Raw genomic sequence first — 16,503 nt, 5'->3', positions numbered from 1 at the left:
TGGAACGCTCCGTCTAGGGTATTAGATGATCCAAGATCTTCTATATGAGAGGACGATTCCTATGAAACTGATCAAGAAGGCCGCTCCGATTGCGGTCGCATCCGCTCTGCTCCTATCCATAGCTCCTCAGGCCTGGGCCGCCGATGAGCCAGCAGCTACGGCCAGCACGCAAAGCTCTCTCCCGTTTCCCGGCCAACAGGAAGGCAAGACTGTTGAACCCACTGTGACGAAGGAACAAGCTATTGAGCTGGCTAAGAAGTACGTGACGATTCCTGCAGATTACAAGCTGGAGTCGGCAAGCCTGAATGCTTTCTGGGGCTACGCAGGACAGAACATTCCGAGCTGGTCACTGAACTATACGAAGAAAATCAAAGACCACTACTATGCCAACATCAACGTCAGCATTCATGGCTTGAACGGTAAGCTTACGGGTTACAATGCCTATACCGCCGACCCGGAGAAGAAACCGAGCTATCCGCCCAAGGTGGATTTCCAGGCAGCTAAGAACATTGCTGACGGCTGGCTGAAGAAGCTGAACCCGGATGAGACCGTGCAGTATAACGATCAGGCGGAAAAATCATTCCGCACTCCGCTTAACGGCAATTATACGTACAATATCCGGTATGACCGGGTTGTGAATGGCGTTATTTTCCCACAAGACGGAATCAACGTCGATGTGAATGGCGAAGGCGATGTTCTGGGCTACAGCTTCCGCTGGACGGACGGCGTGACGTTCGAGCAGGGCGTTCAGCCGATTGGGCTGGAGAAAGCGCTGCAGGCATTCCGGGACAAGGCCGATATTGCGCTGTCCTATGAAATCCCTTACCAGCCGCGGGAAGAGCGCAAGCCCATCATCACGTATTCCATGAATAATTTCATGATCGATGCGGGCAAAGGCCAGCCTTGGAATCCGCTGAATCTCCCGGTATTATCAGGCTCAGATAAGAAGCCGCTTACCGACAAGCCCCTTGCCGGCAAGCCCGCATCTGACCTGAATCTGACGAAGGAAGAAGCGATTGCCAAGGCGACTGCGGCTTTCGGCTTGCTGAAGGGCTACAAGCTGGACAATGCGTCCTATAACGAGCAAATTGACCCGACTACCGGCAAAACCAGTGCCAGCTGGTCCTTGCGATGGAATGTCGACTCTTCGGATAAGGATTCGAAGCTTAGGGGCTTTGAAGGCGCTTGGGCCAACGTGAACGCCAAAACTGGGGAAGTGACCAACTTTAGCCGGAACATACCTTATACCGTGGATGGCCAGACGAAGTTCGAACCGAAGGTCGGACTGGATGAGGCCAAGAAGAAGGCTATCGAATTTGTGCGTCAATATCTGCCCGCTCACACTCATCAGCTCGTGCTTGACGATGCTGGACTTCAGCAAGTTTCCGAGGAGCAGCTGAAAGAACTCAGAACGTGGGATATCCGCTTTAACCGTGTGATCGACGGAGTCAACGCGAATCATGAGAATGTCAGCATCGGCATAGACCGGGAAACGGGTCAAATCGTGAATTACTACGGTTCGCTGAGCGAAATTGATTACCCAACTACCAAGCCTGAGGTCATCAGCGAAGAGAAGGCCAAGGATCTGCTCTTCTCGCAATACGATGTTCAATTATCCTATGTGGCAAGCCAAGGATTCGGAACGTATGCCGGGAATAGTATCATGGATCAGAAATTAAAGGTGATGATTGCTGCCGGAGAAATACCTCCTTCTGCTCTCAATGCGAGCGGTAAAGTCGAAGCCAAGCTCGTGTACACGCTTGTTTCGAAATATACCCGCGAGCCGTTCTTCCTCGATGCACAGAACGGACAATGGCGCAATGCCTCCAACGGAGAGCCCATCGTGCTGGAAACGGTGAAGGCTACGGACATCGATGGTCACTGGGCGCAGAGGGAGCTTCAGCTGATGCTGGATTATCAGGCGCTGGATCTGAAGGACGGCAAGGTTATCCCTAATCAGGCGATGACGCGCGGTGAGATGATCAAGATGCTCGTAATTGCGATGAACGGAGGCAATTACGGCATCTATTACGGAGCTGAACGTACAGCTTCCTTCAAGGATGTAGCTAACGGTTCTGCGTACTTCGCTTACGTGGAGAACGGGGTTGACCGTGGGCTAATCGATCCGGGGACTAACTTCAATCCGAATGAGAAGATGTCCCGCGAGGATATGAGTCAGTTGATCGTCCGTGCCCTTGGCTACAAGCAGCTTGCCGAGAATCAGGATGTATTCAACAAGAACTTCGCCGATGCGTCGGAGCTGAAGCATGTTGGGCAGGTGGCGATCGTCGTAGGTCTGGGCATTATGTCCTTGAGCGACGGAAGCTTCAAGCCGTCTGAGGATGTCAATCGTGCCCAAGCAGCTACCGCCTTCTTCCGTTATCTACAGAAGCGGGAAGAACTGCAGCAAGCTCCGCGTTTCTATTAATATATGATCGGCCAGGAGCTCTATACGGTTTAGAAAAACGAGGACGACTGTCGAAGAAGACTCTGAATGAGTCTTCCCGGCGGCCGTCCTCGTCGTCATTTATGGGCACGGGGCTCAAGTTTCGTATAGGATCGTTCCAGTCAGGCTGAGATCATAGCCCTGGATCGATGCGAGCTCCTGATGCAGCAGCTCAGACTTCAGAACGCTCATCACCGTGCCGAGCCAGTCCAGGTTATCGGGGGTTTTGAGCATGACGAGATCATAGCGCTCGCGGATCAGCGGGATGAATTCTGCTCCGACCAGTGCTGCGGCCTTCTCGATGCCCACTCCCGTGTCGGCTGCCCCACTGACGACCTGCCCTGCCACGCTCAGATGATTCGATTTCTCATCGTCATACCCCTGAACGCTGCTAGAAGCGATGCCATGCAGACGAAGCTGCTCATCCAGCAGGATACGGGCTCCGGCTCCCTTCTCCCGGTTGACCATGCGAACATCTTCCCGCTGCAGATCCGTCCAGGCCGAAATTCCCTTCGGATTGCCGCGCTGCACGTACAGTCCAGCCGAGCGGCTTACGAGGTTCACGACGACATAACTGAAGCCGGCCAAGAGTTTGCGAATATACGGTACATTGTACTCTCCGGTATCTCCATCCAGCAGATGCGTGCTGACGATGTCGGCTTGCCCCTGATACATGGCAATCAGGCTGTCCAGACTTCCGGCATGGGAGCGCAGGGGACGGACTGCCTTGTTTTGCCGCTCAATATGCTTGGCCAGCATATCCAGGCTGACATCCTGGCCGGTAATTACCAGCGGTCTTGGGGCTGAGGAAGCCTCCTTCGGTCCGGAGGCGGGAGAGACTGACTGTGGGGTTGCTCCCTTGGCCTGCCGCTTGTAGCGTTCCAGATCACTGGCGTCGATACGCATCTGCCGGCCTACCCGGTAGGCGAGCAGGTCGCCTTTTTTGATCAAATCATAGACAGTCAGCTTGGAAATCTTCAGCAGCTTGGCAATTTCTTCGGTTGTGTAGGAAAGCTCTTCCGTAATCGTGTTCACCGCCTTGTTCAAAGCTTGATATCCCTTATTATACGGAATCGGGACCCTGTCATGCTATAGAGGCTCGCTTTCTGGTTCGAGCTGGCGCGTCGTAAAAATTCAGTTTACTGGAACATTTTGTCTAGAAGCTGCGTCTATTATGAGGGTTTTGGTAATTATACGAATAATTGGAGAAGGGGAATGGAATGAAGACATGGGCAAAAACAGGAATGGCCATAACTCTATGTTGTATGGGGCTGACGGGTTGTCAGTTTGTAGCTAACGATGGGGGAAGTTCAGCCCAGGGGGAGACGCTAAAGAAGCTCGGCAAGGATGAGAAGGCAAGCATCAAGGTTTTGTATTACGACAAGTCCTCGTTCTTCCAGCAGTATGGGAATTTATTTATGGCTAAGTATCCGAATATTGAGGTTAGCGTCGTATCGATGAATAGTGTGTATGCGGGCGACGGTACGGATCCTAAGAAGGCCTATCAGAAGCTGCTCGATGAAGAGAAGCCGGACGTACTGCTGTACATGAGTCCCGATGAATTCCAGACCGCGGCAGAGGAGGGTAAGCTGCTGGAGCTGGATGGTTTGATCCAGCAGGACAAGTTCGATCTGAACAATATCCTCGAAAGCGTGACCGGGTCCATACGGGCTAAGGGCGGAGGTAAGCTGTACGGCTTGTCACCGACGTTCTACAGCCAGGCTCTCTTCTATAACAAGGATTTGTTCGAGAAGCATGGCGTTCCGCTGCCAACGAACAAGATGACGTGGGAAGAGGTGCTGCAGCTGGCCAAGCGTTTCCCTGCGAACGGACCCGACAACGAACGGGTGTATGGGCTGGGCGTGAACAGCATGGGACCGAGCGGAGCGTATTATATGATGAATAATATCGCCACTACACAGGGCATGTCGTACGTAGACGCGGACAAAGGAGTGCTGACGATTCAGAGCGATGGCTGGAAGAAGGTGCTGGAGCTGACTGTGGACGCCTACCATTCTAAGGCCGTACTGTCGGAGGACCCGATGGCTTTCGATTCGAACAAGCCGATGACGATGGCCGACTTCGCCTTAAGAAATCCTTTTATAGCAGGAAAAGCGGCGATGACCATCGGAAATACCTATACGTTTACCGAGCTGGAGCGGGCCAAGGACGTCAAGAATGTCACTCCGGTGAACTGGGATCTTGTGACGGTTCCGGTAGATCCGCAGAACCGCGAAGTGTCCGGGGCCGTATCGGTGTCCAATTTATTCGCCGTTAACGCACAGTCCGCCGAGAAAAGAGCCGCCTGGGAGTTTATTAAGTATATCAACGGCGAAGAGATGGCCAGGCTGATGAAAAATATTGATCAGGGCGGGATGTCCTCGCGTACCGCTTATGTGAAGGAGCGCGAAGGACGGAGTCTGGAGCCGTTCTATATGCTGAAGATGAATGAAACTTCTCTGTACAAGGGGATGGAGAAGCTGCCACAGGATTTCTACATGCAGTTCACCCAGTTGGCTACAACAGAGATCCAGGCTGTGATCGACAATAAGAAGACGGCGGACGAAGCGCTCAAGGTCATACAGGAGCAAGGTCAGGAAATATTGAACCGCACCAAGAAGGAGCAGGAAGAGAAGCAAGCCAAGGAGGCGAGCGCTCCTAAATAAAGGATGCTGTTGGCAAGGTTATGGAAAAAGGCTTCATACCGGTAGGGTGCCGGTATGAAGCCTTTTTGGGTTAGCCAGGACTGCTAATCCGATGAACGGAACCTAGACGTACTTAGGCAGCCAGTTCCCGTGCGCTTCGATCAGATCGTCGCACATGCGGACGATGTCGTCGATGGACAGCTCGGCAGCCGTGTGAGGGTCCAGCAGAGCCGCATGATAGATATGCTCCTTCTTGCCTGTGATCGCCGCTTCCAGCGTGAGCAGTTGGGTGTTGATGTTCGTGCGGTTCAAGGCAGCCAGTTGCGGAGGCAGATCGCCTACGTAGGTTGGCGTAATGCCGCTTCTGTCTACGAGGCAAGGCACTTCGACGACAGCTTCCTTCGGCAGGTTGGTGATCAGTCCCGTATTCATGACGTTGCCGCCGATCTTGAACGGCTCGTCGGTTTCCATCGCGTGCAGCATGTAGGAAGCGTACTCATGGGAACGCGTATGCTCCAGACCCTTATTATGGACTAGCTCTTCACGCATCGTTTTCCAACGTTCGATCTGTTTGACACAGCGGCGCGGATATTCATCCAGCGGAATGTTGAACTCTTCGATCAATTCGGGGTAATTCTTCTTAATGAAGTACGGATGGTACTCGGCATTGTGTTCGCTGGACTCGGTCACGTAGTAGCCGAAGCGGAGCATCAACTCGTAGCGGACCATATCGCGATGCTTCTCCTTCTGCTTCTCGGCAGCCAGGCGTTTGATCTCCGGGTAGAGATCTACACCGTCACGGGTACATTCCAGCAGCCAGGCCATGTGGTTGATGCCGGCGATCTTTGTCTGGACGCCTGTCGTATCGATGCCGAGGTCCTTGAACAGATGAGGCAAGCAAGCCTGGACGCTGTGGCAGAGGCCAACGGTCTTGACGCCGCCGTAGGTGTTCATCGCGTTCGTCAGGACAGCCATGGGATTTGTGTAGTTCAGGAACCAGGCATCCGGACAAACTTCCTGGATATCCCGTGCAAAGTCGAGCATGACCGGAATGGTCCGCAGATTACGGAAAATGCCTCCGATACCCAGCGTATCGGCGATCGTCTGGCGCAGGCCGTATTTCTTCGGAATCTCGAAATCGGTGATCGTACACGGGTCGTAGCCGCCTACTTGAATGGCATTGACAACGTATTTGGCTCCGCGCAGAGCTTCCTTGCGGTCACTGTAGGCTTTGATTTTGCAACCGCTGCCAGTTGTCAACTTAAGATTGTTCAGCATGCTCTCGGAATCCTTGAGACGTTGCTCGTCAATATCGAACAAGGCGAGTTCAAACTCCTGCAGCGAAGGGGTGAGCATGCAATCTCCGAGCACGTTTTTGGCAAATACCGTACTTCCAGCACCGATAAATGTAATTTTGTTCAAGGTTTCTCTTCCTTTCGTAATGGAGGTCAATGGGAGTTCCTGCTTCTGACTATAGCGGATTCGGGGGAAGACGAACATGGATAGAAACCATTTGCTCATAGACATTTGTAGGTTGAAGCATGGTTTCTCACTCTGCTGGTGCATCGAAGTGGAAGCGGTTGTCACGGGATACAAAGCCGGGTATAATCGCAAGAGACAGATGCAGGATGGTTATGGAGAAAAGGAGGGTTTTTGCACATGCCGCATAGAGAATACGATGCAGCCTTTAATCCGTCTCCCGCTAAGGGAGAGCTTACGGTACTGTTTAGCGGTCACGCCCAGACGATGCCTGGCCATCGTGTTGGCCCCCAGGTACTCGATTATTATCTGGTTCATACAGTCGTCTCGGGACAGGGGGTCTTCCGCTGCCGCCATACGGACTATCGGCTCGGGCCCGGACATAGCTTTATCATTTTTCCCGGCGAGCTGGTCCGCTACGAATGCTCGGACGAAGACCCGTGGCGGTATCATTGGGCCGCGTTCAAGGGTTCTCACGCCGAGGAGCTGCTCAGCGCCTGCGGAATCACCCGCCATGCGCCGACTGCCTTATCAGCACGCCCCCGCCGCATGCATACGCTATATAGGCGGCTGGAGCAATCGCTGCGAGAGGAAGGACAGGTTCGCAAGGAGCTGGCGTCCGGAGGCGTATTGCGCCTGATCCTGGCCGAATACTCGTCCGCTTCCAAGGTTGGCGAGGTGCGCAACCAGGAGGGACCGATCATCGAGCGGCAGATCGAGCAGGCGATCCGCTGGCTGACGCTGCAATATTATCAGCCGATCTCCATCGAGCAGATGGCGCACTCTCTCGGGTATCATCGCACGCACTTGTCCAAAATGTTCAAGCAGCATACCGGGCTGTCGCCGATGCAATATTTATTGAAGGTTAGGATGGAGCGGGCCAAGCTGCTGCTCCAAGAGTCGCTGACCGTGGAACAGGTGGCCTCCTCGATCGGCTTCACCGACCCGCTGTATTTTTCCAAGCAATTCAAGAAAACCTACGGACAGTCACCGTCCGAATACCGGCAGCATCTGCACAATCCTTACAATTGCGACGGAGCCGGTTCCAAGCTATAGAACCAGGAGGGATCGACGTGGCTTTCGGAGCACGCATGCTCAAGACCGGCCTGGCCGTGACCTTGACTTTGTACTTTAACTCATTTTTCTTACATTTTCCGTCCCCCGTCATCTCGGCGGTCGCTGCGATGTTCGCCATGCAGCCCACCATTTATCGCTCGTGGCGGCATTTTCTGGAGCAATTGCAGGCCAATACGCTGGGCGCGGTGCTGGCGCTGCTGGCTGGGATGTACTTTTCCAAGGACCCGTTCGCGATCGGCCTGATCTGCATCGTAGTCATCATGATCTGCCTGAAGCTGAAGATGCAGGACAGCATCGGATTGACGCTGGTCACCGTCATCGCTGTGATGGAGGCTTCGGGCGAGTGGCAGTTCGCGCTCAGCCGGTTCGTGCAGATTCTCGTCGGCATCGGAACGGCGTCGATGGTCAATATCTTCTTCCTGCCCCCGAAGCCGCGCGAGCAGTTCGTCCTCCAGATCCACAGCGTCTTCACCAAGCTGTCGCTGCTGCTGCGCACCGCGATTTCCAACGAGATCAAGGAGAATATTTTCCGCGATGAGAAGCGGGGGCTGGAGGATTCGCTCAAGTCGCTCTCCGATAAGTTCAAGCTCGTCGAGGAGGAATACAAGAAGCTCCGGGGCAAGCAGTTCAGCAAAATACGCGACCTTGTCGTTTATCATCAGATGCTCGTCGCGCTGCGAAAAGGGGTGGATGTGCTCGATGCGGTGGAGGAGCACTACTTCCAGACCGACCGGGAGAAGAGGCATGATGCCGAGTTCGACCGGCAGATGGAGCGCCTCAGTAAATTCCACGAGCACGTGCTTCTGAAATTCGACGAGAAGCTCAAGGAAACGGACCCTCCCGAGATCGAGCTGATGGAGGCCGAGAACGTGCGCTTCATACGCGAAATGATGAGCATCTCGTCCGAGCGGCCGGACGATGAGCTGCGCGTCAGCATCGTGGCTTCGGCTTTATTCGACTACAGCTATCACATTGGCCGCCTCGACAAGCTGGTGGAGCAGTATCACCGGGGTACAGAGGAGAAGAAGCAGGGGACGGCATAGGAAAATACGAGAGACCCGCACGCCTGCATGGGCGAGCGGGTTTTGTTTGGGCTGAGAGGCTGCAAAGACCGGAACTAGGGTTGACGAAGGATGCGCTGAGGCTGAGGCAGGAAAAAAGAGTTGGACGGAGAATGAGTGTAGTAGTTCTATTAGCGCGAACCCCAAGCTCACATGAAATCCCTGGGAGGTTCGCACCTCAGGCTCCGCAAGGGATTTTGGCATTTTGACGCAAATTGGGCTGGGAAAATGAACCGCTTTGCAGGAGGTTCGCGCAAATGGGCCCGCAAAACCTTGCTGGGCAAGGGTTTACGGGCGGTGCTGTCGCTCCCCGTGCGGGAGCGTGGATTGAAACCTATCCAAGCTGCAGGCGAATGACCCGAAGTTTCTCGTCGCTCCCCGTGCGGGAGCGTGGATTGAAACAGGAATTGGGAGGTGAACCCTCATGCCGGGAAGGAGTCGCTCCCCGTGCGGGAGCGTGGATTGAAACGCTTGCGCCGCACCCACCGTTACCTCCACGTCAACGTCGCTCCCCGTGCGGGAGCGTGGATTGAAACGATGAGTACCGTTTCGTTAGCCACATGCGCCAGGGTCGCTCCCCGTGCGGGAGCGTGGATTGAAACGTCGGAAAGTGATGCCGCACACGCCCGCTTAAAAGTCGCCCCCCGTGCGGGAGCGTGGATTGAAACGTAAACAGTGACATTCGATCACGTTCCTTTTCGTGTCGCTCCCCGTGCGGGAGCGTGGATTGAAACTCATTCGGAGGCGAACATATGAATCGCGTTATTATGGTCGCTCCCCGTGCGGGAGCGTGGATTGAAACTTTGTCATGTCCCTACCTCCTAATCCTCAAAATGACCGTCGCTCCCCGTGCGGGAGCGTGGATTGAAACTTCCGGATTCGGCATCTCGATCTTTTCCTCCGGTATGGTCGCTCCCCGTGCGGGAGCGTGGATTGAAACACCCCGGCATCAGAGGCCAAGCGTTGAACTATACGTCGCTCCCCGTGCGGGAGCGTGGATTGAAACCAGTGCTCGACTGGGAGCGTCCGCCAGTCCTTACGTCGCTCCCCGTGCGGGAGCGTGGATTGAAACGACATCGAAATGGAGTTCACGGACGGCGGACTTTGTCGCTCCCCGTGCGGGAGCGTGGATTGAAACACCTCTGAGTACAACCGCAGGGCTACTAGCATTAGGTCGCTCCCCGTGCGGGAGCGTGGATTGAAACGAGCAGTTTCTGAATCTCTCGGTGGATCAGTCTTAGTCGCTCCCCGTGCGGGAGCGTGGATTGAAACTCCTTGATGTGTCGTCCGTTTTGGACGCCAAATCGGTCGCTCCCCGTGCGGGAGCGTGGATTGAAACTTCGGTGAGGTTGAGATTGAGTATCTGGAACCACGTCGCTCCCCGTGCGGGAGCGTGGATTGAAACGAGCTGTCCAAGTACGACCGCCTGAACAAATTTCTGTCGCTCCCCGTGCGGGAGCGTGGATTGAAACGCGGACCCGACCGTCCGCTATACGCAGGTGGCTAAGTCGCTCCCCGTGCGGGAGCGTGGATTGAAACGACGCATACTTTGATTGCGCTGGCCTGTACGAGGTGTCGCTCCCCGTGCGGGAGCGTGGATTGAAACACCAGATGATTTTACTGAAAGACGATCGAAAGTCCAGTCGCTCCCCGTGCGGGAGCGTGGATTGAAACTCCAGACGCTCGCGAGTCTCGATAACCAGGGCCAGTCGCTCCCCGTGCGGGAGCGTGGATTGAAACCAGGCGGAGATGACCGACTTTGCCGCAGCGACTCCGTCGCTCCCCGTGCGGGAGCGTGGATTGAAACCCTAAGCGCAAGAAGAAAGAGGTCCAGCCCTGGCGTCGCTCCCCGTGCGGGAGCGTGGATTGAAACGCGTTACCCTTAATGCGATCAGCGAGGGTAAGTTGTCGCTCCCCGTGCGGGAGCGTGGATTGAAACCTCCAAGATTTTATTATGGTCGATAGGGGCGAAGTCGCTCCCCGTGCGGGAGCGTGGATTGAAACTGACTTGACATGGACATTTGTAGTTTTTCGCAGTGTCGCTCCCCGTGCGGGAGCGTGGATTGAAACCACGGACCCGACGCGAAGGCGCTCCGCTTGGTTCCGGTCGCTCCCCGTGCGGGAGCGTGGATTGAAACAAACCATGCCCAACACAAATAACCGGTGTCCACTGGTCGCTCCCCGTGCGGGAGCGTGGATTGAAACTGGTACGTACTGATCGCTCCGGGCTGCGACGGGTCCGGTCGCTCCCCGTGCGGGAGCGTGGATTGAAACTTTAAGATGAACTTGGACGCTGCTTTTTGAAATGTCGCTCCCCGTGCGGGAGCGTGGATTGAAACAAGCTAACTTGACCAGGCTTAGAATCATCAACGATAACGTCGCTCCCCGTGCGGGAGCGTGGATTGAAACAGAGGGAACTGGAACGACGCGCACGGTTGAAGAGGTCGCTCCCCGTGCGGGAGCGTGGATTGAAACGGGCCATCACCCGTATAAGGTATAGAAGTCGTTCCTGTCGCTCCCCTTGCGGGAGCGTGGATTGAAACGGCATAAGTGTAAAGTCGCTCAGGCGGCTTTTTAGTCGCTCCCCGTGCGGGAGCGTGGATTGAAACGCCGCTGTGGGGAACGAGTTGTGGGCTTCTGCCTGTCGCTCCCTGTGCGGGAGCAGTATAAATTTTTACCTCCGACTTCTTTTCCATAGCACATTCTCAGACCTGTGGGACGTACAGGTCTCTTTTCATTGTCTGCAAAAGAAATGTATATTTGTGGTTGGATGAATCATAAAGAAAAATTAAATATTGGAAAAGAAGGAACGGAAGAGGATGTAGAGAATGAGTAAAAAGAACCATTTTGTCGATTTAATAAAGATGATGTAAGTTTTGAATATCCTATTTTTCTACATGAAAGGAGGAAAAATGGATTATTATTATGCACATCGGACCAAAGAACGGGATAAAAGCAGATGGCAACTTTTAACCGTTCATCTTCAGAAGGTAGCGCAATTGTCGGAACAATTTGCAGCAGAGTTTCAGGCAGCCCCATGGGGCAGGCTTGCAGGATTGTTACACGATGCAGGAAAATTTTCAGATAAGTTCCAGCGGAGGCTGGAAGGTACTCCAGTTCCTGTTGATCATGCTACAGCAGGAGCACAATATATTTGTCGGCTCTGGAAGCGTGGCGATAAGCCAATGGTTACTTCTCATATTCTCGCTTATGTCATTGCGGGGCATCACGCCGGGTTAGTGGATTTTGGTACAGTTGCAGATGCTGATGAGCGTTCGCTTTCTCGACGTTTAGTCAAGAAAATTGAAGCTTACGAAAATGCCCTGGAACAGCATCTGCCTGAAGCTGCAAGCCCTGTTCTGACGAACCCACTGAAGGCAGGAATTCACGAGGGGATTCAGCTTTCTTTATTCATTCGCATGTTATTTTCTTGTTTAGTTGATGCCGATTCATTGGACACTGAAGAGTATACTGAGCCCGGAAAATCCAATCTGCGTGTTTCTACTGCAAAGCTTGCAGATCTGCTTGTTCATTACCGGGAACACATGCAGGAATCCTTTTCTAACCCCAAGAAGCAAATTGATAAGCTGAGAGCAGAATTACTTCAGGAGTGTTTGCGACGCGCTAGTGGTGCTCCGGGGATGTATAGTCTGACGTTGCCTACTGGAAGCGGCAAGACGTTAATTTCACTAGGATTTGCCCTTGAACATGCCGAGCACCATACTCATATGCGTCGCATTATTTTTGTTATCCCTTACACCAGCATTATTGAACAGAACGCCAATGTATATCGGGAAGCCTTGGGAGGGGAGCATGTACTGGAGCATCACTCTAATGTTCAGCATGAAGCAGATGAGGATTTGGAAGAAAAGGATGAGATGCGAAAGCTTACAAAGAAAATGGAGCTGGCCACGGAGAACTGGGATGCTCCTATTGTCGTAACGACAAACGTTCAATTCTTCGAATCCTTATTTTCTAACAAACGATCGCGTTGCCGCAAGCTGCATAATTTGGCCAACAGCATCATCGTGTTGGATGAGGCGCAGATGATGAATGGCGAATTTTTCAAGCCCTGCCTTCACGCGTTAGAGGAGCTATGCCGGAACTATGGAGCTACTGTCGTATTCAGTACGGCTACCCAGCCATATGTTCAGCCTGTCTTCGTCAAGCCCGTAGAAATTCAGGAGATTGTCGAAGATGTGCCTTTACGTTTTGATCAGTTCCGCAGGGTGCGTCTCAATATGCTAGGAATGACGGATCATGATGCCTTGGTGGAACGTATGGCTTCGGACCGACAGGCGTTATGCATCGTAAACACAAGAAAAGCTGCAAGGGAGCTATTCGAAAAACTCAAAGCCATACCAGGCATAGATCGGATTGCAGTCTTTCATCTGAGCGCACGTATGTGTCCCATGCACCGGATGGAAAAGTTGAAGGAAATTCGCGAACGCTTACAAGATGGCGATGACTGTCTGCTGATCAGTACGCAGTTGATTGAATGCGGAGTCGATGTAGATTTTCCTGTTGTATATCGGGAGTTGGCGGGCCTGGATTCCATCGCTCAGGCAGCAGGACGCTGCAATCGTAATAGAAAGGTCCCGCTTCGTGACGCTTATGTATTTGAAACAGCAGAAACCCCATATCAAGGCTGGTTTGGGCTAACGGCGGGCGCTGCCCGTAAGGTATTAGAGGAGTTTGCGGATGACCCTATTTCTCTGGAAGCCATGCGAGCTTACTTTGGGGAGCTGTATTTCTATCAGACTTTAGGAAAAGGGACAGCGAACTCTAAGGATTTGACAGATAAATATGAGATACTCCCCTTGTTACAGGAGCAAGCCCGTAGATTGGAATTTCCTTTTGAGACCGTAGCGCAGAAGTTCGAGCTGATTCAGTCGGCAGCCAAGCCGGTTCTTATTAACTATGATGAAAAAGCCAAGAAGGCTCTGGATGCTCTCCCTCATGCAGAAGGGATAACCAAGCTAATGCGTCAACTGCAGTCCTACGTGGTTCAGCTTTACCCTCCTGAGTTTGAGGCTTTTCGACAAGCGGGTGAGTTGATCGAAGTTCGGGAGAATATTTTTCAACTCAAGAACCCGGATTACTGGTACAAGGAAGACATAGGGGTACAACCGTTTACGGCAGAGTATCATGCACAAGAGCTATATGTTTTTTAAGAAAAATAAGGAAGGAGTCTACCCATGGGCTACGGAATCAAACTCCATGTATGGGGTGATTATGCGTGTTTCACACGTCCAGAGATGAAGGTGGAGCGGGTTAGCTACGATGTGATGACACCTTCGGCAGCGCGCGGCATTTTGGAAGCCGTCCACTGGAAGCCGGCAATACGCTGGGTCGTGGACCGGATACAAGTGCTCAATGAAATTCGCTTTGAGAATATCCGGCGGAATGAAATTGAAAATAAAATCTCTACATCCAGCATTAAAAACGCGATGAGCGGGAAATCGTCTGTGCTCGCTCAGGTCGTAACAGAGGAGAGGCAGCAGAGGGCGACTCTGATGCTGAAGCAGCCAGCCTATGTGATCGAAGCTCATTTTGAGATGACCGATCAGGCCGGACCGGAAGATGGACCGGAGAAACACTATAACATTTTCTTGCGCCGAGCCAGGCAAGGACAATGCTTCCATCGACCTTATCTGGGATGCCGAGAATTCGCAGCTCAGTTCAGTTTATTGGAACAAGATTCGGATCTTCCTTCGGAATACTACCGCAATTCAGAAGAAAAAGATCTAGGTTGGATGCTGCATGACATTGATTTCCAAGATGGAATGACACCCAGGTTTTTCCGTGCTGTTATGAAGAACGGATGTATCGAAGTGCCTCCATTCCGGGAAGGGAAGTGATGCCAAGTGATCATCCAGGCGTTACATCAACGATATCTGGATCTATCGGCTGATCCAGATTCCGGCGTTAGTCCATTGTACTTCAGTGCGGCCAAGATTTCGTATGTGCTCGAAATTCGTGAGGATGGAAGCCTGGCAAGTATTCAGGATATTCGGGATCACAGTGGCAAGAAGAAGCAGCCTTGGATCATGAATGTGCCAGAGCAACCGAGTCGCTCCAGCGGTATAAGTCCATACTTTCTTTCGGATAAGGCAGAGTATGCATTAGGTCACTATCCTGTCATGCCTCTGGAGAAGGACACAGCCAAAAAAAAGGGGGATGCTCGCAAGAAGTATGAAGCTTCTAGGGAGCTGGCACGCAAGGTTCTCCTAGGGGTTCAGGACACTGATGCAAAGGCTATCTTAATGTTCTACGACAATTGGGACCCGGCTGCCGTCAGAGAGCATCCTGCCTTGCAGAGTTGGATGGAAGAGCTCGATAAAGGCGTAGATACCAATATGGTATTCCGGGTTACCACCCGGCAGGCGATGGGACATGAGTCCGAGGCGGTTAAGCAGGCGTGGATTCGTTATCGGCAAGAGTCTCAGGTGTCATCTGACTTTGAAGCTCAATGCCTGCTTACCGGAGAAAAGGCTTCTATCGCGCGAACCCACGATAAGATCAAGGGCGTGCGCAATGCTCAAGCTGCTGGTGCTTCGCTGGTCTCTTTCAATTTTCGCTCTGCGGAGTCTTATGGCAAGGACAGTATGCAGAGCTATAACTCACCTGTCAGTAAAACAGCAGTTTTTGGCTATACAACAGCGCTTAATCATCTGCTTGCCTTTCCGCGAAACCGAATTTGGATTGGGGATATGACGCTGGTGTTCTGGTCAGGAGCGGCAGCAGCTGAGGAGTTGGAGCCGTTTTTTGCTCAATATGTCGATGCCAGTCACGTTCCTGCAGAGGATAAGAAGCTAACCTCCCAGCTTCAGGATGTGCTGGATCGTGCCCGCCAAGGATCGAATCTGGACGCAAGTATGGTTCCGCAAGGCGACACACCGTTTTATATCCTGGGGCTAGCTCCTAATAATGCCAGAGTAGCCGTGAGGTTCTTCTGGCAAGGGCATTTCGGCGACTTGGTTAATAAGCTTGGACAGCATGCTGCAGATTTTGCAATTGCAGGTACGGATGATCGGCACAGAGACCTAACCAACAACATTTTTAGAATTTTGGCAGAGACCATGCGGGTAGGCGGCGACGGCAAGAAGGTGGGGGATGGTCCGCCTCCTCTGCTTGGCGGAGAACTGCTGCGGTCGGTTATTCATGGCAAATCCTATCCCTTCTCTCTGTATAATTTAATATTAAATCGTATTCGTGCCGACGGTGCAGTGAACCCTCAGCGGGTATCGATTCTGAAGGCATATCTGAATCGATACATGCGTTTGAATAAAGGCAGTACTTATCTAAAGGAGGAATTGGACTTGGCGCTCAACGAACATGCACAAGAGCCCGCCTATCGGTTAGGGAGACTCTTTGCCGTATTGGAAAAAGCGCAGCAGGAAGCTGCAAACAATAAGCTGAATGCAACAATCAAGGACAGGTATTTTAGCTCCGCTTCCTCTAATCCGGCTGCTGTATTTCCGATTCTGATCAAGCTGGCTCAGCACCATATGAGCAAATCCCGGTATGGCGACTTCCGTGACCAAGAGATGGGTGAGATCCTCCAGGGGGTTTACGAATTCCCGGCTCATCTGGATTTACAGCGCCAAGGGATCTTTGTTATCGGTTACTACCATCAGAAACAATACTTCTTCGAGCAAATCAAGGCCGCAGCGGAAGCCAAGAAGGAGGCTGCAGCGGCGGCCGAATCCTCTGAACGTTCGGACAATGAAAGCTCACCTGAAGCTTAAAAGGTATGGCTACCATTTTTTTAATTTAAAATGAGAGGCGAGAT

General features: G+C 52.7%; 9 protein-coding genes and 1 CRISPR repeat array. Of the genes, 7 read left to right on the top strand and 2 right to left on the bottom strand.

What is annotated here, in order from left to right:
• Positions 1-61 precede the first annotated feature (61 nt).
• Positions 62-2,428 (top strand): S-layer homology domain-containing protein, encoded by a 2,367-nt coding sequence (locus tag WMW72_RS01145; protein WP_341413568.1) that lies wholly within the window; start codon positions 62-64, stop codon positions 2,426-2,428.
• Positions 2,429-2,542: 114 nt separating this feature from the next.
• Here WMW72_RS01145 and WMW72_RS01140 read toward each other — a convergent pair whose 3' ends face one another.
• Complete coding sequence (locus WMW72_RS01140; protein WP_341414082.1) at positions 2,543-3,472, bottom strand: substrate-binding domain-containing protein; 930 nt, start codon at positions 3,470-3,472, stop codon at positions 2,543-2,545.
• Positions 3,473-3,690: 218 nt separating this feature from the next.
• Between WMW72_RS01140 and WMW72_RS01135 the strand changes: the two genes are divergently transcribed.
• Entirely contained in the window at positions 3,691-5,112 is a 1,422-nt protein-coding gene (locus tag WMW72_RS01135; RefSeq protein ID WP_341413567.1) for an ABC transporter substrate-binding protein, read from the top strand.
• 102 nt (positions 5,113-5,214) lie between these two features.
• On the opposite strand, the gene melA is transcribed toward WMW72_RS01135, so the two are convergent.
• Complete coding sequence (gene melA / locus WMW72_RS01130; RefSeq protein WP_341413566.1) at positions 5,215-6,513, bottom strand: alpha-glucosidase/alpha-galactosidase; 1,299 nt, start codon at positions 6,511-6,513, stop codon at positions 5,215-5,217.
• A 237-nt stretch (positions 6,514-6,750) separates the two neighbouring features.
• On the opposite strand from melA, the gene WMW72_RS01125 reads away from it, so the two are divergent.
• The 5 genes from WMW72_RS01125 (at position 6,751) to cas8c (ending at position 16,459) form a co-directional block, all read left to right on the top strand.
• A complete protein-coding gene (locus WMW72_RS01125; RefSeq protein WP_341413565.1) occupies positions 6,751-7,626 on the top strand; it encodes a helix-turn-helix transcriptional regulator in 876 nt (291 codons plus the stop codon).
• Positions 7,627-7,643: 17 nt separating this feature from the next.
• Entirely contained in the window at positions 7,644-8,690 is a 1,047-nt protein-coding gene (locus tag WMW72_RS01120; RefSeq protein WP_341413564.1) for an aromatic acid exporter family protein, read from the top strand.
• Positions 8,691-9,010: 320 nt separating this feature from the next.
• Positions 9,011-11,317: a CRISPR direct-repeat array (repeat unit 32 nt; unit sequence GTCGCTCCCCGTGCGGGAGCGTGGATTGAAAC).
• A gap of 288 nt (positions 11,318-11,605) precedes the next feature.
• Entirely contained in the window at positions 11,606-13,882 is a 2,277-nt protein-coding gene (cas3, locus tag WMW72_RS01115) for a CRISPR-associated helicase Cas3' (protein ID WP_341413563.1), read from the top strand.
• 24 nt (positions 13,883-13,906) lie between these two features.
• On the top strand, positions 13,907-14,569 hold the full coding sequence (gene cas5c, locus WMW72_RS01110) for a type I-C CRISPR-associated protein Cas5c (RefSeq protein ID WP_341413562.1): 663 nt from the start codon (positions 13,907-13,909) through the stop codon (positions 14,567-14,569).
• 6 nt (positions 14,570-14,575) lie between these two features.
• Positions 14,576-16,459 carry a type I-C CRISPR-associated protein Cas8c/Csd1 gene (gene cas8c / locus WMW72_RS01105; protein WP_341413561.1) on the top strand — a complete coding sequence of 628 codons (1,884 nt, stop codon included), beginning with the start codon at positions 14,576-14,578 and terminating at the stop codon, positions 16,457-16,459.
• The last annotated feature ends 44 nt before the right edge of the window (positions 16,460-16,503 follow it).

It is taken from the genome of Paenibacillus filicis (assembly GCF_038070315.1).
Classification (GTDB): domain Bacteria; phylum Bacillota; class Bacilli; order Paenibacillales; family NBRC-103111; genus Paenibacillus_G; species Paenibacillus_G filicis.
The sequence above is the reverse complement of the archived record's forward strand: the minus strand, read 5'-3'. Positions and strand labels throughout refer to the sequence as shown.